Origin of the sequence: Nitrococcus mobilis Nb-231 (assembly GCF_000153205.1) — a bacterium.
Lineage (GTDB): Bacteria > Pseudomonadota > Gammaproteobacteria > Nitrococcales > Nitrococcaceae > Nitrococcus > Nitrococcus mobilis.
Window position 1 is genome coordinate 1,131,593 of sequence record NZ_CH672427.1, and the last position, 16,900, is coordinate 1,148,492.

14 protein-coding genes are annotated in these 16,900 nt (G+C 60.4%); 3 read left to right on the top strand and 11 right to left on the bottom strand.

Translation table 11 applies throughout. From position 1 onward, the window contains the following. Nucleotides 1–35: 35 nt before the first annotated feature. From NB231_RS05190 to NB231_RS05210, 5 genes are all read right to left on the bottom strand, one after another. Entirely contained in the window at nucleotides 36–1,475 is a 1,440-nt protein-coding gene (locus tag NB231_RS05190; protein ID WP_005000343.1) for a M20 family metallopeptidase, read from the bottom strand. Between the two features lie 74 nt (nucleotides 1,476–1,549). Then, nucleotides 1,550–2,113, bottom strand: a complete 564-nt coding sequence (locus NB231_RS05195; RefSeq protein WP_005000344.1) for a cyclin-dependent kinase inhibitor 3 family protein — start codon at nucleotides 2,111–2,113, stop codon at nucleotides 1,550–1,552. A 242-nt stretch (nucleotides 2,114–2,355) separates the two neighbouring features. Continuing rightward, entirely contained in the window at nucleotides 2,356–4,146 is a 1,791-nt protein-coding gene (locus NB231_RS05200; protein ID WP_005000345.1) for an SLC13 family permease, read from the bottom strand. Between the two features lie 62 nt (nucleotides 4,147–4,208). Next, nucleotides 4,209–5,921 carry an assimilatory sulfite reductase (NADPH) hemoprotein subunit gene (gene cysI, locus NB231_RS05205; protein WP_005000347.1) on the bottom strand — a complete coding sequence of 571 codons (1,713 nt, stop codon included), beginning with the start codon at nucleotides 5,919–5,921 and terminating at the stop codon, nucleotides 4,209–4,211. Nucleotides 5,922–5,923: 2 nt separating this feature from the next. Beyond that, nucleotides 5,924–7,738 carry an assimilatory sulfite reductase (NADPH) flavoprotein subunit gene (locus tag NB231_RS05210; protein WP_005000348.1) on the bottom strand — a complete coding sequence of 605 codons (1,815 nt, stop codon included), beginning with the start codon at nucleotides 7,736–7,738 and terminating at the stop codon, nucleotides 5,924–5,926. A gap of 135 nt (nucleotides 7,739–7,873) precedes the next feature. Between NB231_RS05210 and NB231_RS05215 the strand changes: the two genes are divergently transcribed. Then, nucleotides 7,874–8,308, top strand: a complete 435-nt coding sequence (locus tag NB231_RS05215; RefSeq protein WP_005000349.1) for an NUDIX domain-containing protein — start codon at nucleotides 7,874–7,876, stop codon at nucleotides 8,306–8,308. A gap of 398 nt (nucleotides 8,309–8,706) precedes the next feature. Beyond that, a complete protein-coding gene (locus NB231_RS05220) occupies nucleotides 8,707–9,333 on the top strand; it encodes a rhomboid family intramembrane serine protease (RefSeq protein WP_232210392.1) in 627 nt (208 codons plus the stop codon). A 14-nt stretch (nucleotides 9,334–9,347) separates the two neighbouring features. On the opposite strand, the gene NB231_RS05225 is transcribed toward NB231_RS05220, so the two are convergent. Beyond that, a complete protein-coding gene (locus tag NB231_RS05225) occupies nucleotides 9,348–9,560 on the bottom strand; it encodes a hypothetical protein (protein ID WP_005000351.1) in 213 nt (70 codons plus the stop codon). 542 nt (nucleotides 9,561–10,102) lie between these two features. Here NB231_RS05225 and NB231_RS05235 point away from each other — a divergent pair. Further along, entirely contained in the window at nucleotides 10,103–10,525 is a 423-nt protein-coding gene (locus NB231_RS05235) for a hypothetical protein (protein WP_005000353.1), read from the top strand. Between the two features lie 160 nt (nucleotides 10,526–10,685). Here NB231_RS05235 and flgL read toward each other — a convergent pair whose 3' ends face one another. The 5 genes from flgL to NB231_RS05260 are packed head-to-tail and all read right to left on the bottom strand — an operon-like array spanning nucleotide 10,686 to nucleotide 16,699. Further along, nucleotides 10,686–11,888 (bottom strand): flagellar hook-associated protein FlgL, encoded by a 1,203-nt coding sequence (flgL, locus tag NB231_RS05240; RefSeq protein WP_005000354.1) that lies wholly within the window; start codon nucleotides 11,886–11,888, stop codon nucleotides 10,686–10,688. 5 nt (nucleotides 11,889–11,893) lie between these two features. Further along, on the bottom strand, nucleotides 11,894–13,852 hold the full coding sequence (gene flgK / locus NB231_RS05245) for a flagellar hook-associated protein FlgK (RefSeq protein WP_005000356.1): 1,959 nt from the start codon (nucleotides 13,850–13,852) through the stop codon (nucleotides 11,894–11,896). Nucleotides 13,853–13,904: 52 nt separating this feature from the next. Next, nucleotides 13,905–14,852, bottom strand: a complete 948-nt coding sequence (gene flgJ / locus NB231_RS05250; RefSeq protein ID WP_005000357.1) for a flagellar assembly peptidoglycan hydrolase FlgJ — start codon at nucleotides 14,850–14,852, stop codon at nucleotides 13,905–13,907. Between the two features lie 33 nt (nucleotides 14,853–14,885). Next, on the bottom strand, nucleotides 14,886–16,001 hold the full coding sequence (locus tag NB231_RS05255) for a flagellar basal body P-ring protein FlgI (protein ID WP_005000358.1): 1,116 nt from the start codon (nucleotides 15,999–16,001) through the stop codon (nucleotides 14,886–14,888). A 32-nt stretch (nucleotides 16,002–16,033) separates the two neighbouring features. Continuing rightward, nucleotides 16,034–16,699 (bottom strand): flagellar basal body L-ring protein FlgH, encoded by a 666-nt coding sequence (locus NB231_RS05260; RefSeq protein WP_005000359.1) that lies wholly within the window; start codon nucleotides 16,697–16,699, stop codon nucleotides 16,034–16,036. Nucleotides 16,700–16,900: the final 201 nt, after the last annotated feature.

A 16,900-nucleotide genomic window follows, 5' to 3' on the forward strand; every position in this document is an offset into this window, starting at 1 on the left:
ACAGCGGCAGGATCTCTTTGCAGGGAGGCGAGAGTTCACGAGCTTCCGACTGAAGAGGCCGCCTGGCAGTACTGGCCGGCGATCACGGACGCCACGCACGCGGTCAGTCGCTGGGCGGTCGGCAGGTGGAGAAACTCGTTGGGTCCATGGGCATTGGCATGAGGACCCAAAACCCCGGTGATCAGGAATTGAGCGGCCGGGAAGCGTTCTCCCAGCATCGTCATGAACGGGATGCTGCCGCCTTCGCCCATGTACGCCGCGGGTTGTCCAAAGTAATCCTGCGAGGCTTGATCGACCACAGTGGTGAGCCACCCGCTTTGTAGCGGCGCATTCCACCCGGTTGTTGCCTGAGTAGTGCGGAAACGCACCCGGGATCCATACGGGGCGTCCGTCTCCAACAGTTCTCTGAGCAAGGCGCTGGCGGTTTCACCGGCGACAGTGGGCGGTAGCCGCAAGGACAATCGCAGGGCGGTTGCAGGGCGCAGCACATTCCCGGCATCGGCAAGCGCGGGCAAGCCTTCGGCACCGGTGACCGTCAATGCCGGTCGCCAAGTTCGGTTGAGGATCAGCTGCGTGGGGTCTTCGGTGTTGGGTCGGGCGCCGGGGACGAATGGGAACCGATCGAATACCCGCTCACCTAGGATCTCGCCGGCGCGGCGGGCCTGCTCACGCCGCTGCGTGGGTATTTCGGCGTGTAGCCCGTCGGGAAGAATGCGCCCGCTGTCGGCGTCTTCGATGCGAGCCAGTAGCTGGCGGATAAGCCTGAAACTGCAGGGCGCGATGCCGCTTGCATCTCCCGAGTGGACGCCTTCCGTGAGGATTTCCACGCTCAGCTCGCCTGCGGCCAACCCACGCAACGAACTCGTCAGCCACAGACGGTCGTAGCTGCCACAACCGGAATCCAGGCAGATCACCAGATCCGGTTGGCCAAGCCGCTCGCCGAGGGCGTCGATGTAATGGGGCAGATCGTAGCTGCCGCTTTCCTCGCACGTCTCGATCAAGATTAGACAGCGGCTGTGCGCGATACGCTGCTCCTGGAGTACTTGCAATGCAGTTAAGGCGGCGAATAGGGCATAACCATCGTCCGCGCCGCCGCGCCCATAGAGTCGATCGCCCGCCAGCAGCGGTTGCCAGGGGCCCTTGTCCGAATCCCAGCCGGTCATTTCCGGCTGTTTGTCCAGATGCCCATAGAGCAGTACGCGGCCCTCGCCGCAGCCAGGAATCTCGATCAGCAATACCGGAGTGCGGCCTTCCAGGCGAATGACCTCTACCGTCATTTGCGCGAGGGCCTGTTCTCGGCACCAATCCTCGGCCAACGCTATGGCCTCGTCGATATGCCCGCGGGTGGCCCAATCGGGATCGAATTGCGGTGATTTCGCGGGGATGCGGATGTAATCGATCAACCGGGGGACGATGCGTTGTTGCCAGATCTCCGTAATGTGCTGCGTCGTTTCGCGCGGGCTTAGTGGAGCCATGTCATACATCCTAATCCCTTGTACTGCGGTCAGGGTCATGTCTTACGGGGCGCGCTTTCGTATTACGCAGTTGCTCAGCCGGCGGGGATAGGAAGCTGGAATGGGTTGATGCCGAGCCAGTGCCGCTCCAAAAGATAGAATTCCTGCTCCGGGCTTTGAATAGCGTGGGGGCGTGCTGCGCGGACATGGGTGATGGCATCGCGCGGTGTTGAGCCAAACTCTATGAGAATGCGTGCCGCAACAGTGCCCGTGCGCCCCAGGCCCGCCAAGCAGTGGATCATGATCCGCTCGCCGCGGCGCAAGCGCGCTCGGACGATCGGTCCGCAGGTCTCCCAACGTTGCTCGAAAGCGGGGCCGGGTGCCTGAAAATCGGCGATGGGTAGGTGGTACCACGCCATGCCAAGGTGCTGTGTTTGCGTGCCGATTGTCTCGATCGCAAAAAACTCGAGCTCCTCTCGCTCCATTAAGCTGAGTAAGGCAGTGGCACCCCACGCGCGTATGGCCGCCAAATCCCGCTCCAACCTATTATCCGCGATATCGGCGGCCCCGAATAACCGTCCACGGCCGGGGCAGGCGGCCATGCCGATGCGCCCACCGCTCGACAAATGCAGAGCATCGATACACAAAGGGTTGTACATGGCCGCCTCCTGCTATGCCATAAAATTGCCTTGACTCGATTCGAATGTGGGGGTTGCAGAGCGACACGCTGTCGCCGCTTGGTGAATGGCAATTGTGTACCCCAGTCGCTGCGTTACAAGTCGATAGGAGGTGTGTGTGCCGGTGCAGTGCAACATAAATTTAACTGTAGCTCAATCTGGCGGCAAGCACCCGAACGTGTTTGGCCGAGCGACAGCTAAATCGGTGCACCCACCCGTGCTGCTCAGAATGGCCAGACCAGCGGCGCGAGACCGACGGTCGTCGCCATCATCAAAAAGTTCAACGGCAAGCCAAAGCGCAGGTAATCGAGTGCACGGTAACCGCCCGGGCCGTACACCATCATGTTTGTTTGGTATCCCAACGGGGTGGAAAAGCTGGCCGAGGCTGCAATCATGATAGCGACAATAAACGGCGTGAAGCTGACCCCCAGTGTGGCTGCCGCCGACATGGCGATCGGGAAGACCAGCACGGCCGCTGCGTTGTTGGTGATCGTTTCGGTGAATAGCGAGGTGACCACGAACACCGCGAGCAGCACCAGCCAAGGGTGGCCACCGGCTAACTGGATGAGCCCGCCGGCCAGAGTCTCGGCGGCGCCGCTGTTGTTCAGTGCTTGACCCACACCGAGGGCGGCGCCGATAACGAGCAGCACCGACCAGTCGATGCTGCGTTTAACCTCGGCACCGGTGACACAGCCGGTTACCACCATACAGCCTCCCGCCAGCAGGGCGGCATTGAGCATGCTCAATACCCCTGAAGCGGCCAAGCCGACCATGCCCACGAGGATCGCCACGGCGATGCCGGCTTTCTCGTGCCGCCGTGGCGTGCTGTTCTCCACCCGCGAGACCAGGAAGAAATCGCGCGCGTTGCGCTGCCGCTGCACGAAACTCGGATGCGTCTCCAACAGCAGAGTGTCGCCGGCGAGCAGCACGATCTCGCCGATTTTCCCCTTGAGATGGCGCCCGCCGCGCGCCACCGCGATGACCGCGGCGTCGTACTCGGCGCGAAAACGCCCTTCGCGGATGCTCTTGCCGACGATGGGGCATTCGTTGGAGACTACGGCTTCCACCATGACCCGCTCGGAGCGCGGCTCCCGGAGTCGGAATACTTGATTGGTGGCCGGCTGAATCCCGCGCATGCGGTGCAGATCGACCACCGACTCCACGATGCCTACGAAGACCAGACGGTCGCCGTCTTGGAGCGTTTCCGTGGGCCCGACCGCAGGTAGCACCTGTCCGTCGCGTTCGATTTCGACCAGGAACAGCCCTGGCAGGTGACGCAGCCCTGCCTGTTCAACGCTCTTGCCGATCAGCGGTCCGCCCGGCTCGACGATGACTTCGGCCGTATAACGGCGCGGATCGTCATCCATGCTGAGCGCGGGTTGATGCGCAGGCAGTAATTTGGTGCTGAACAAAAATATGTAGACCAAGCCTAGGGCGGCTGCGGGCACGCCGATCCAGGCGAGATCGAACAGCGCCAGCCCCGGAATGTGTGCCTGGCTTTGTACCAGGCCGTTTACCACGAGATTGGTGCTGGTGCCGATCAAAGTGCAGGTGCCGCCGAAAATGGCGGCATAGCTCAGTGGTAAAAACAGCCGTGAGGGTGGCAGTCGGCTACGCTTGCACAGATCATCCACCACGGGCAGGAACATGGCGACGATGGGTGTGTTGTTGAGAAACGCGCTCAAGGTGGCGACGGGTATCAGTAGGCGGAGTTGGGCGCTGAACAGCGATTTAGGCCGGCCCAGCAGGGGCTCGGTGAGCAACGTAAGGGCGCCGGTATGGAGCAGGCCCGCCACGACGCCGAACAGCAGTCCGACGGTCACTAAGCCGCTGTTACCGAAACCGGCTACGGCCTCGTTAGCAGTCAGTAGGCACTCGCTGCCCGTCAAGGCCTGAACCGTCATCAAAACGGCCAGTGCACCGAAGAGCAGAAAGACCGGAGAGGCCAGGTTGCGGAGCAGACCGTAGAGGATACCGGCGGTGACACCGATGGTCAGCCATGCTTCCCAGCTCACGTTCCCCTCCTGTCAGCCCGCTCACGGCGCAAGTGCGACAGGCAACCGGATATTTTAATTGACTAAGCTGTTGGCTGCTGGAAGTCACGGCCAGCGAGCATCGGCTTGACGGCTCCCACGCGGATGACGAAGTCGCCGAAGCGTTCGCCTTCCTGACGTTGTTGGGCATAATCTCGAATCAAGGGTGCCAGCGAATCGATGATCTCCGTCTCGCCGATGTTCTCGCGGAACAGACGATTCATCCGCTCCCCACTGAAGCTCGCTCCGAGATAAACGTTGTATTTGCCGAGCGCTTTGCCGACGAAACCGATCTCAGCCAGATAGGGGCGGGCGCAACCGTTGGGGCAGCCCGTCATCCGCACTACGATCGGATCGTCCGCTAGCCCAGCTTCGTGCATGATCACATCCAGCTTATCGATCAGCGATGGCAAATAGCGTTCGCTCTCGGCCATGGCTAGCCCGCAGGTGGGTAAGGCGACACAGGCCATAGCATGCCGACGCAAAGCGGATTGCCGGCGAGTGCCGACCATGCCGTACTGCTCCAGCAGCGACTGAATGTTGGACTTCTGCGCTTCACTGACCCCGGCGATGATGAGGTTTTGATTGGTGGTGAGCGCATAGTCGCCTTTATGTACCTTGGCAATCTCGCGCAGCCCGCTCATCAACGGATAGTCCGGATGATCCGCGACCCGGCCATTTTCAACAGACAGGGTAAAATGCCATGTGCCATCGGTGCCTTTTTGCCAGCCATAGGGATCGCCCGTAGTCTCGAAGCGGAACGCGCGGGGCGCTTCCAAGGCGTAGCCGAGTCGCCGCTCGAGTTCCTTACGGAACCAGTCCAGCCCGCGATCCTCGATCGTATACTTGAACCGGGCGTGCCCTCGGTCCTTGCGGTCACCGAAGTCGCGCTGCACGCACATCACCTGCTCGGCCACATCGAGCACCTGCTCGACCCGGCAGAAGCCGATGACATCGGCAAGCCTGGGAAAGGTTTTCGGTTCGCCGTGGCTCATTCCCATGCCACCACCGACGCTGATATTGAAACCCAATAACTCGTCTTGCTCGGTGATGGCGATGAAGCCCAGATCGTGTGCAAATACATCGATGTCGTTGTCGGGCGGTACCGCCAAGGCGATCTTGAACTTGCGCGGCAGGTACGTGCGTCCGTAATTCGGCTCTTCAGGTTCACTGCGAGCGACCGGCTTTTCATCGAGAAAAATTTCGAAGTAAGCGCGTGAACGGGGTCGTAGATGCTGACTGATTCGATGCGCGAAGTCATAGACTTGCCGGTGCACCGGCGAGCGCCACGGATTGGCTGTGGCGATGACATTGCGGTTGACATCGCCGCAAGCGGCCATCGTGTCCAACAATGTGGCGTTAATGCCCTGAATGTGCGCCTTGAGGTTGCGCTTTAGCACACCGTGGAACTGAAAAGTTTGACGGGTGGTCAAACGCAGAGTGCCGTTGGCGTATTGGCGCGCCAGTTCGTCGAGCGCCAGCCATTGTTTGGTGGTGCAGACACCGCCCGGTAGGCGCAAGCGAACCATGAACTGATAGAACGGCTCCAGCTTCTGTTTGCGCCGCTCACTGCGCAGATCGCGGTCATCCTGTTGATAGATGCCGTGGAACTTGGTCAGCTGAGTATCGTCATCGGTCACGGCCCCGGTAACCGGGTCGGCCAGACTCTCGCGCAGCGTACCTCGGAGCTGTTCACTATTGTGCTTCAGCCGTTCGTTGGGGTGCAGTTCCTCGAGCGGTCGGCTGATATCGTTCATATTCAATACACATCCTTCTGGTAACGCTTCTCCTTCTGCAAGCGACGAACATAGTCGAGTGCCTGATCATCACTCAAACCACCCTGTTCACGCACGATGTCGAGCAGCGCTTGATGGACGTCATGCGCCATGCCCTCGCCATCGCCGCAGACGTAGAAGCTAGCGCCCTCCTCAAGCCAGGCGTAGAGCTCGCGGGCGTTCTCGCGCATGCGGTGTTGAACGTAGACTTTCTCTGCCTGATCACGCGAGAAGGCGACATCGATTCGGGTCAACAGGCCACGTTTACGCCAGTTGAGCCATTCTATTTGATAGAGGAAGTCGCTTAGGAAGTTGCGATCGCCGAAGAATAGCCAGTTGCGGCCTGCGGCACCCAGCTCTTCACGCTCGGCGAGGAAGGCGCGGAAGGGTGCGACTCCGGTGCCAGGTCCGACCATGATGATCGGCGTTTGCGGGTCCGTGGGCAGCCGGAAGTTAGGGTTGCTATCCACATAGACGGGGACAGTTTCTCCCTCGACAATCCGGTCCGCTAGGAAGGTCGAAGCAACACCTTCACGGTTCAGACCGTGGCTGTGGTAGCGCACCGCAGCGACTGTAAGGTGCACTTCGTCCGGGGCGACCCGGTGGCTCGAGGCGATCGAATAAAGCCGCGGTGGGAGCTTGCGTAGCGTACCAATGAAGTCCTCAGCCGCTAACCCCTTGACGGGATAGTCCTGGATGACATCCAGGATATGCCGTCCATGAATATATTGACGAAGGTCGGTCTTGGCCTCCTCGCGCAACAACGCCTGCAGGGCGTTGGATTCAGTCAACGCCGCATAACGCTCGAGGAAAGGCCGGGTGATCGTCGTAATCTCGTAGCTCTGCGTGAGCGCCGCATGCAATGAGGCGCGGTCGTCACCGGCAGCGACGGCCGTATCGGCCTGCAACCCCAGCGTCTCGACCAAACGTTCCACGTAAACCGGGTTATTCTGAGGTACTACACCCAGAGAGTCGCCCGGTTCGAACGTGAGACCCGAATCCTCGATGGAGAGCTCGATGTGGCGCGTCTCCTTGCTCGAGCCGCGGCCGTTAAGAACGATGTTCTCAAGCACCGTGGCGGGGTAGGGGTTTTTACGCGACCAGGTGGTCTTCTCTGCACTGCGACTCGAGAACGCAACCACGTTGGAGGGGCGCGGCTGAGCTCCAGTGAGCTTGCCGAAGCACTCCAGCACGGCGTCGATCCAGTCCGAGGCCGGGTCATCGAAGTCGACGTCACAGTCGACGCACGGATAGATACGCTCGGCACCGAGCGCCTCCAGCCGGGCGTCGAAATCATGTCCGGTCTGGCAAAAATTCTCGTAGCTGGAATCGCCCAGCGCCAGTACGGTGAAACGCTTACCCTTCAGCGCGGGTGCCTTGCGGCCATGCATCAACGCATAAAATTCCTCGGCGGGGTCGGGTGGATCCCCTTCGCCGTGCGTGCTGACCACGACCATCAGGTTGTCGACTTTTTTCAGATCGGACTTGCGGAAATCGGCCATATTGGCCACATTGGCTTGGAAACCGAGGCGTTGGGCGCGTTCGGCAGCCAACTGGGCGAGACCTTGGGCATTACCCGTCTCGGATCCGAACAGTATCGTGATCGCCGGCAACGACTCTGTGGTGATCGCTTCGGATACCATGGCGTTGGCGGCTCCGCTGCCGGCTGCAAGCCCGGCCAGATAGCCACTGATCCAGGTCATCTGATCGTTATGCAGCGTCGCCAACAGCTCATTGAGCCGGGCGGCCTGTTCGGCATTCAGCGGGCTATTGGTATCCAACAGGGGCCCCTGGGCCATGGTGCGCTCCTCTGCGTCCCAAATCGGTCAGGTATCCGAGGATAGCGCCGGCGAGCTATTCATAACAATCATAAATATGCATTTGAATATTCCTTATGGTAGTAAACGACGTTAAATTTGCGCAAAGGTGAGTTTATGGCGTGCGTTGCCACACCGGTGGTTGCCACGGATATCATAATTCGCTTGCAAGGGCGGCCCGAGCGGGTTGTGCTCGTGCAACGCCGCAATCCACCGCGCGGGTTGGCTCTGCCGGGCGGGTTTGTCGATGTTGGAGAGCGCGTCGAGCAGGCGGCTGTGCGAGAGGCTTTGGAGGAAACCGGGTTGCGGGTGCAGTTGCAGGCGTTGCTGGGCGTCTATTCCGATCCGAGCCGGGATCCTCGTGGGCACACCATCAGTATCGTGTTCGTCGCCGATGGCCGCGGTGAGCCTCGGGCGGGTGACGACGCTGCAGCGATTCGCCTAGTGGATCCGGGAGATTCCACCTTGGATCTGGTGTTTGATCATGCCGTGATCCTTGCAGACTACCGGCACTTCGTGCGCACCGGTTGCCCGCCCCAGCCGCGGTGCTAACAATCCATCCCCCGCGTGCCGGCCGGCTATGTTGTCAGCGGTCTTGCTCCAGTCGCAATGCCCAAGGAGTTGCAAATAACATGATGCTCCCATGCACGAGTAGGCGGTTTCGCTGCTAACCGCTCGGCTGCGCACAGTGAAGCGCTTCGAGAATGGCCGCATGCCGACTCCGAGGCTTGCCAACAGGCTCAGATGGCACCGCGAGTCACTGGGTTCGCTGGGCTGAGCCGAGCCGAGCCGGTTCGGTTGGGAGCGTTTGAGATCGGTACAGCGGGGGACGGAATCTCGGACTACTGGGTAGGCGGTTTGCCATGCGTTGGCCGAAATACAGGCCTAATCCCATCGATATGGCTCGGTTGCGTGACGACCGACCCAGCGCGATATCCCCGCTGGTCAATGTGGGGCTGATCGCCGTCTGCTTTGTCGTATTTATTTGGCAGGTGTCGCTGGATCCGCTGACGCGATTACAGGCTATCTATGCTCTGGGCGCGATACCGGCGACATTGATTGGTGGCGCGCACTTGTCGGCTGCGGTTGCTGTTATTCCGGCGGCCCTGACTCCGCTGACGTCCATGTTTTTACATAAAAGTTGGATGCATCTGTTCGGCAATCTTTTTTATTTATGGCTATTCGGCAACAGTGTTGAAGACAGTATGGGCCATCGGCGCTATTTGTTGTTCTATCTGGTCGTAGGCGTCGTAGCGGTCATTGCCCAGGCGTATCCCGAGCCCTATTCGACCGCGCCCATGATTGGGGCCAGTGGCGCGATATCGGGTGTGTTGGGAGCCTATATGCTGTTGTTTCCCCGCGCCAATGTCTTGGCGTTGATCCCATTGGGGCGGTGGACGCAACTGATACGCGTACCCGCCGCGCTTGTGCTTAGCCTTTGGTTTGTTCTCCAGTTGTTGCTCTCCGTAATGGGAACCGATCCAGGAACTGGGTTCCGCGCTCATATTGGCGGTTTCATCGCGGGCTTGGTTCTGACGCCTTTTTTCCGGCGCCAGGGGGTTTCTTTGTGGCAGTGAAATTCCGCATCTCGTCAGTAGCGTTGCCGGCCGCCACCGCCATTGCCGCGATGAGGCCAACTTTGTTTGCGTAAATGATATTCTACTTCGCGCCGTAGGTTATTCTCGAAAGCACGGGCCTCGAGTTCCCCGTTAACTCGAGTGAGTAATGCCTCGAGTTCTTCCCGGCTCATGGATGTGAGATCGAAATCCACTGCGATGCGGTTAGGACGCGTTGTCTTCTCCATTCCTCAATCCAAGCGGTTTAGTGAGAGCTTTTGCTCGCAGCGGCGATCAGGTGCTGCCGAGGCTTTCTTACATTACGTTTTGGTTGCTTCGATGAGCAGGCTAGCCATTGCCTATTTAACAAATTATACCCAATGTGTAGGGGCTACTAATTTAGCCAGATCACAAAATGGCGTATTGCCTGCGAGGGCTTATGAGTTTTTCTATGATTGCCGTTGTGCGAGGACGCAACGAAAGTCCATCTCCAGTCGCAGCTACCGATAGCTTTGGAGTGAGCGCGTTGTATTTGTCCCACGCCGATGCTGCGTTGCCCTGGATCGATCTCCGGGGGATCGGTTTGCCCAAAAGCAGCCCGCATGCGGCAATCGCGTGGCGCTACACGCGTTCGCCTGCGGCCTTACTCATCCTAGCGCAAATTACCTTGTTAAGCATACCGAATCGATCCGAACGGAGTGACAATGCCCTTGTCGTGAACGCGGCGGACGCATAGTATCGAAGGTGATTCTTTTGCTAGGGGTCTTGCCGGTGTGGTCAGGGTGAGGGCATGAAACAGGTCCATCGAATCGAAAAAAGAAAGCTGCTGCGGCTACTGGATGAGGTGCCGTTCGGCCATGTAACGAGTAGCGTCCATGTCATCGACACAGCGACTGCAAAGCGACACGAGCTTGCGGGCGTATCACTTTATTCCAATTCTCGAGGCTGGACGGCACAGGTTAACTGGTGGGCTGTGGTGGAAACCGATGAGATCACCTTGCGGGTAGGGGATATAGCAAGTGGTGAGCGAGCCTACGAGTTGCGTGACGAGTATCGCGATCCTGTCCACGTAGTCGACGAGGAGCAGGGGTCGCCCATGACCGACGAAGAAGTATCCGCTATTGTCGCGCAATCCAAGCTTGCCAAGGCCTGGGAGCAGGATGTGGTGACCGTGCTGAAGGATACCCGCGTGCGGCGCGCGACCCTACATTAAGGCCTGCTTACGGTAGCCATTTCGTTGGGTTGAACGATATAATCTTGATCTCTCAAGGTACATGTGGCTACGCCGCCAAACAGCTTGGCTAATCCAATAGTGATAAATCGCTCAACCTCTTTGCGGCATCCTGCCGTGATTGCATGGCCAAGCAATCGAATCATAGGAAATTGAATAGGCTGAGCTCTTGGATTTGGGCATAGCTTTTTTGCGCCGCCTGCAGACCGAGCAGACGTTGCGAGAGCTCGGTTATCGCCTTGGCATAGTCGAGGTCGTCTAGAGCGCTTTTAGTGGTCTGAAAATTGAGCAAAGCGGCCTCATTCGCCTCTTGGCTGCTGTCCAGTGCATTCAATCGGCTGCCGACCTCGGCGCGTATGGTGAGGATATGGTCGAGTGCCTGGTCCAGGCCCTGCAGCGTCTGATTACCGACGTTTTGGTAGGCGGTTCTGCCGGTTGGTCCGTCTTGGGCGGTTTCCAGTGCCGTCGCGAAGCGGTCCACGGTATCGAATAGCGACCCAAAACCGCTGGGTTGTATCGTGAATTGATCACCTTTAGCCGGCGTTCCGTCGAGCGTTACGCTCAGGCCATCGAAGCGGATAGGTGTGCTGGAATCGTAGGGTTGCGTGGCCGTAGGCGTTCCATCCTTAGAGAGCGTGTAGGTGAGCGCTCCGGCGCCGTTGATATCGAAGGTCACCGCATAGGACGAACCCGTTAGTGCACCGGGATCGGTTACGGTCACTGGGGAGATAATGCCGCTGCCGGTATTGATGCTTGCCGCCTCGGCCGTGAATTGGCCGTCACCGGTGCGAATCTTCATGAATACATCGTAGCCGGAATGCGTGGTCGCCAACTGCTGGTGCGAGCCCGTTTGGGCTAGGCGCTGGCCTTGATCACCTTGATAGGTGACGGTGTTGCCGGCCCGAAGGAACGGTTGTGTACGGCTTTGCAAGCCGGCGAATAAATATTCGCCGTTGCCATCCGTGCTGTTGGCCAATTGCACCAGTTGTATGAAAGTTTGGCGTACCTCGGCGCCGATTTGGTGGCGATTATCCGCTGTTTGTGTGGCGTTATTGGCCTGCACGGCAAGCTCGCGCAACCGTTGGATAAGGTTTTGCGTCTGCTCCAGGGTCGAATCTTCCAGCTGCATTCGTGGCTTGATTTGATCCGCACTGCGGCTGTAGCTCTCGATGGCGCCGATGGAGTGGGCCAATATCAGCGAGCGCGCCGCTCCGCTTGGGTCGTCCGCCGGGGTGAGGATGCGCCGCCCGCTTGCGATTTGCTGCTGAACCTTGGTGAGTCGGCTCTGCTGATCGAGTAACGCGTTGAGACCAAGTTGTTGAATTTGATTGGTTGAAATTCGCATCACGGTTACCTGTTGACGGCCGCTAGCAGGGAGTCGAACAAAGTGCGGGCAATGGCGATGGCTTGGGCCGATGCTTGATAGGCTTGTTGATACTTAAGCAAGTTAGCGGCTTCCTCATCCAAGTTCACGCCGGAGACCGCCTCCCGTGCGGCTTTGGCCTGATCGAGCACGCTTTGCTGGGCATCACGGTGGGTGGTGGCGCGCAAGGTGGCCGTCCCGACCTCGTTGACAAGGTTGCTGTAGGCTTGCTGAAAACTGGTCTTGCCACCCTCTAGGAGGCCGCTCTCGGTAAGTTTGCCGAGTTGGAGGAGGTTGTGGTTGTCACCCAAGGCACCGCTGTTGCCCTCGACTACGAAGCGGTCCCCGTCGGCGGGGTTGCCGGAGAGCGTGAATTGCACCCCGCCGAGGCCGGGAATGGAGCGTGTGACACCGCTGCTGTCCTGGCTGGGATCGTAGGCAACGGTGGTACTCGTGCTGCCGTTGACCAAGAAGCGGTTGTTGGCGGCATCAAATGTTAAGGTGAAGGGGGAGCTCAGCGGCAGCGAGGCGGCGCTGGATACTTGCACTTCGCCGATTTGCCCGGTGCCTTGGTTCTGTGGCGTGCCCGAGGCATCGCTCGCTTGCGCAACCCGCACGGGAGCGGCCGCGGCAATCTCGCTGGCGCGGGTAATGGTTAGGTCAATGCCGGCGGCACCGTTGCGCGTGGGACGAATCAGGAAGGAGTCGCCGCTCACCGCGCCCGAGATCTTGGAGACGTCGATGGACAGGCCGTCGATGTCCTGCGGTATGTTGCTGATCGGCGTGGTGGTCGCCGAGCTCAGGTTAGACAATGCCCAGTTGCTGCCATCGTAGCTCAGTCGGTAGTTCGCGCCGGTCAAATCCCCGACCCGGCTCGGGTCGAGCCGGGCGAGTCCCGCTGCGGCTGTGCCGGCCGTACCCTGGCTGGGCACGACTTGGGGCGGGGCAACCTGAAAAATGGCGCCGCCCAGCTGACCCGCCGGCCCGTTCGCGTAGTGCATTCCGAGTCGGTTTTGATTATTGGCCGCCTCGGCGATGCCACTCGCTATCAAGCCGAGTCGGTCGCGGGTAGGGTCGAGGGTTTCCCGCCGGAAATCCAGTAGTCCCCCCAGCGAGCCGCCCTGGAGGCTCGCGGTTATATTGACCGGTGCCCCATTGCGGCGGGCTAGGCCAATCTCGGGGATCGTCCCATCGGCGTGCGCCGGGGTAATTTGCAGCTCATTGGCCGTGAACCCGCTGACCAGCGTCTGGCCGTTGCCCACAAAAACATTGATGCTGCCGTCTCCTTGTGGCACGGCTTCGGTCGCTACCAGCGCGGAGAGTTCCAACATTAGCTGATCGCGCTGATCCAGCAGATCATTGGGTGGCTGGCCACCCGCGCTCGCCTGCATGGCGACGATGGTTTGGTTGAGTTCGGCGATCCCGTTGGCGAGGCCATTGATCTGCTCCACCTGGGCTTGGAGCTGCTGTTCGATGTCCGTCCCGAGTTGGGCGAGTTGGCCATCGAGAAAGTGCAGCCGAGCGACCAGGTTCTCACTTGCCGAAAGCAGCGTCTGCCGGGCCGGGCTGGACGAGGGGTCGTTAGCGAGTTCCTGGACGCCGTCGAAGAAGGACTGCAGGGCCGGTGTGAGCCCGGCGGTTTGATCGGCCAGCAGGCTGTCTATCCGGCCAGAGTATTCCGCCAGGGTCTCGAGCCGTTGATATTCCGCTGAGCTTGTTTGCACCGCCACTTGCCGGGTCTGATTGAACAGCCGGTTGGTGCTGGCGGCCTGGACGCCGTTGCCTACGAATCCGTTGCCGAATTCGGTTGGCGCGCGGGCCGTGAGCTCCGTGCGCTGCCGGCTGTAGCCAGCGGTATTGACGTTGGCAATGTTGTGCGCCGTCGTGTTAATTGCCCGCTGGAAGGCGAGCAGGCCGGAGATGCTGTTGTCGAACAGATCACCCATGAGATGAACTCTCCCATCGTGCGGCCCATTTGCGCGCCGACACAGTCTTCAGTTAGGTTTTCGTCCCGTCCGCCATTTTCTTGAGTTCGGCTCGGCCCGGGCGCAGCGTCGGGCTGTCCATGACGCGCCGGATCTTGTCGGCGTAGGCCGGATCCGTCGCATAGCCCGCGCGTTGTAAGCTTTGCAGAAAGGTCAAGGCGTCGCCGCCGCTGTCTAGCGCTTCCGCGTAGCGCGGTTGGTGGCGCAGAAAATCGGCGTAGTCGGCGAAGGCCTCCGCGACCGAACCGTAGGCTCGAAAAGCGGCGCTCTCGCGCCGCGCAACGCCATCCCGGTATTCCAGCGTGGCGATCCGGACCGTATCACCGGTCCAGCCGCCATGGGCTTTGATGTTGAATAGGTTGAAGCTCGAGCGGCCGTCGGCATGCCGCAGGACATGCTCTCCCCAGCCGGTTTCCAGTGCCGCTTGGGCGACCAGAGCTTCGGGCGGTACGCCAAGTGTGTGAGCGGTGCGTTGCGCCGCCGGCCAGATCGAACGGACGAACGATTCGGGCGATCCCCATGGCGCCGCCTGGCTGGTCGTGGCGGGCTTCGCCGCCGCCGGCGATTCGACCGGCGCTGGCGCTGCGGGTGGCCGGTTTCGGTAGCCTGTCAGCGAGTGCTTGGTCGACTCCACTGCAGCGGCTTTGCTCGGCGCGTTTTGGGAAAGGAGCTGACGCTCCAGCATCGCGGCCAGCCCAATGCCGCGCCCCTGCGCGATGCTGCTCGCCAGTTGCTGATCGAGCAGGGATCGATATTGCTTGACCCCATGCCCGCTAAACAGCGAACCCCCCGGTGTGGCGGCCCGCATACTCTTGAGTAAGCTCTGCACAAACAGTGATTCGAACTGCTTAGCTACGGTGCGCAACGACTCGGGAGTGGGATTGCGCAGCTCATAGCGCAGTTTTTCCAGACGCCGGCCATCGAGCGCATTGTCGTATGAAGTGATTTTTTGAACGGCCATGGATGGCTGATACTCGTATTGGTGCCGTGTCGATCAAATGATAATGAGCTCGGCCCGCAACGCACCGGCTTGCTTCAGCGCCTGCAGAATTGCCACCAGGTCGCTCGGCGAGGCGCCGACTCGGTTCACGGCTTCGACGATGGCCGAGAGTTCGGTGCCGGGCGCGAACAAAAACATCGGTCTTTTTTCCTCGGTGATCTGTACGTCGGATTGCGGGTTGACGACGGTCTGTCCCCGTCGTGCGAACGGCGCGGGCTGACTCACTTGGGTACGCTCGCTGATGGTCACCGTGAGGCTGCCGTGGGTGATGGCCGCCGGCTGCACTCGCACATGGCTACCGATGACGATGGTGCCGGTGCGGGCGTTGACGATCACTCGCGCCGGTGCTTCGCCCGGGGCCACCTCAAGGTTCTCCAGGAAGGCGACGAAGCTCACCCTTTGGTTCGCATCGCGGGGTGCTCTGACTTTGACGGATACGGCATCCAAGGCCGTTGCGCTCGCTGCCCCGAGCGTGTCGTTGATTTGTTTGGCAACGCGTTTGGCGGTGGTGAAATCCGGTGTGTGCAGATTGAGTACGACCGACTCGCCCAGTGCAAAGGGTGAGGCAACGCTGCGCTCCACGGTGGCGCCGTCCGGAATTCGCCCGGTGCTCAGCACGTTGACGACGATTTTCGAGCCGTCCCGGCCCGAGGCACCGAAGCCGCTGACGAGCAGGTTGCCCTGTGCCATGGCATAAACGCTGCCGTCGACGCCCTTGAGCGGTGTCATTAATAGATTGCCGCCACGCAGGCTTTTGGCATTGCCGAGGGAGGAGACGGTCACATCGATTTGCTGCCCGGGCTTGGCGAAAGCGGGCAGCTCTGCGGTAACCATGACGGCGGCTACGTTCTTGAGTTGCATGCTGCGCAGCTGGGCGACCGGCAGCTGGATACCCTGCGAGGCCAGCATCGCCCGGATACTTTGCACGGTAAACGGCGTTTGGGTGGTTCGATCGCCGGTGCCGTCCAAACCCGCTACCAGACCGTAGCCTACGAGCTGATTGGGCCGTACGCCGGCTACCGTGGCGAGATCTTTGATGCGTTCGGCATGGGCCGCCGCCGCGATTAGGAGCAACCCGAAGGCTATTGCGCGGTTGATTCGATGTGCCATCCCTCGACTCTCCGAGCCGCTGCGAGGCGACCCTAAAATGGCCATATGATGCTCATGAACAGTCGCGACAGCCAGCCCATGCGGCTGCTGTCCGCCAATGCGCCGTCACCGGTATAGCTGATCCGGGCGTTTGCGACCCGGCTCGATGAGACGGTGTTGCCGGGGCCGATATCGTAGGGGCGAACCTCTCCGCTGAGGGTGACGTATTCGTCGCCACGGTTTAGGGTGAGCCTTTTTTGGCCCTGGATGACCATGTTCCCGTTCGGTTTGACCCGCACGATCGTGGCAGTAAGAACGCCGGAGAGTGCATTGCTTTGGGTCGCGCTGCCGCCGCCCTGGAAATCCTGCTCGCTGTCGATGTCGAAAGAAACGGGGGTGCCGTTGTAGACCAGCTGCTTGCCCATCAGCGTCGGAGTGGGCAAGGCGTAGCTGTATTGGCGCCCGATTTGTGCATTGGCATCTTTGCTGGCGTCTGTTTGTTCGTCGAGCGTGACGGTGACGGTATCCCCCACCCGGCGGGCCGTGCGGTCCTCGTAGAGACGAACGTCATAGCCGGACTGGTAGATCGCTCCGTTGACCGTTTTGGGCGGCTGTTCGAGCGTCGGCTCCGGTAGTGCTTGTGGCGGTCGCGAGAGGGTGCTAGCGCAGCCGCCGAGCAACAAACTGGCCAGACCGACGATGAGGATTCGCGTGGGCATGGTCCGTCTCCTGCCGGTTAGGGCCTGTTGACGATCACCTGGGGCAAGTCGTGAGATCCTACAGTCTGCCCCTCCGACCGGCCATGAATATCGCGCCCAACGCCCAGAATGTAACGATCGGCACGTTGGGTACGGGGAGCGTACGCCTGCCGGGCTCGCCCGCAGCAACGCGGGTAGGCGATCTAGGGGTGACCGATTTCG

Excerpts from the sequence above, each read along its gene's own strand:
- NB231_RS05255 (WP_005000358.1), bottom strand. The coding sequence starts at position 16,001 with ATGGCACATCGAATCAACCGCGCAATAGCCTTCGGGTTGCTCCTAATC.
- NB231_RS05260 (WP_005000359.1), bottom strand. The coding sequence starts at position 16,699 with ATGCCCACGCGAATCCTCATCGTCGGTCTGGCCAGTTTGTTGCTCGGC.
- cysI (WP_005000347.1), bottom strand. The coding sequence starts at position 5,921 with ATGAACGATATCAGCCGACCGCTCGAGGAACTGCACCCCAACGAACGG.
- NB231_RS05195 (WP_005000344.1), bottom strand. The coding sequence starts at position 2,113 with ATGTACAACCCTTTGTGTATCGATGCTCTGCATTTGTCGAGCGGTGGG.
- flgL (WP_005000354.1), bottom strand. The coding sequence starts at position 11,888 with ATGCGAATTTCAACCAATCAAATTCAACAACTTGGTCTCAACGCGTTA.
- flgK (WP_005000356.1), bottom strand. The coding sequence starts at position 13,852 with ATGGGTGATCTGTTCGACAACAGCATCTCCGGCCTGCTCGCCTTCCAG.
- flgJ (WP_005000357.1), bottom strand. The coding sequence starts at position 14,852 with ATGGCCGTTCAAAAAATCACTTCATACGACAATGCGCTCGATGGCCGG.
- NB231_RS05215 (WP_005000349.1), top strand. The coding sequence starts at position 7,874 with ATGGCGTGCGTTGCCACACCGGTGGTTGCCACGGATATCATAATTCGC.
- NB231_RS05225 (WP_005000351.1), bottom strand. The coding sequence starts at position 9,560 with ATGGAGAAGACAACGCGTCCTAACCGCATCGCAGTGGATTTCGATCTC.
- NB231_RS05235 (WP_005000353.1), top strand. The coding sequence starts at position 10,103 with ATGAAACAGGTCCATCGAATCGAAAAAAGAAAGCTGCTGCGGCTACTG.
- NB231_RS05210 (WP_005000348.1), bottom strand. The coding sequence starts at position 7,738 with ATGGCCCAGGGGCCCCTGTTGGATACCAATAGCCCGCTGAATGCCGAA.
- NB231_RS05190 (WP_005000343.1), bottom strand. The coding sequence starts at position 1,475 with ATGGCTCCACTAAGCCCGCGCGAAACGACGCAGCACATTACGGAGATC.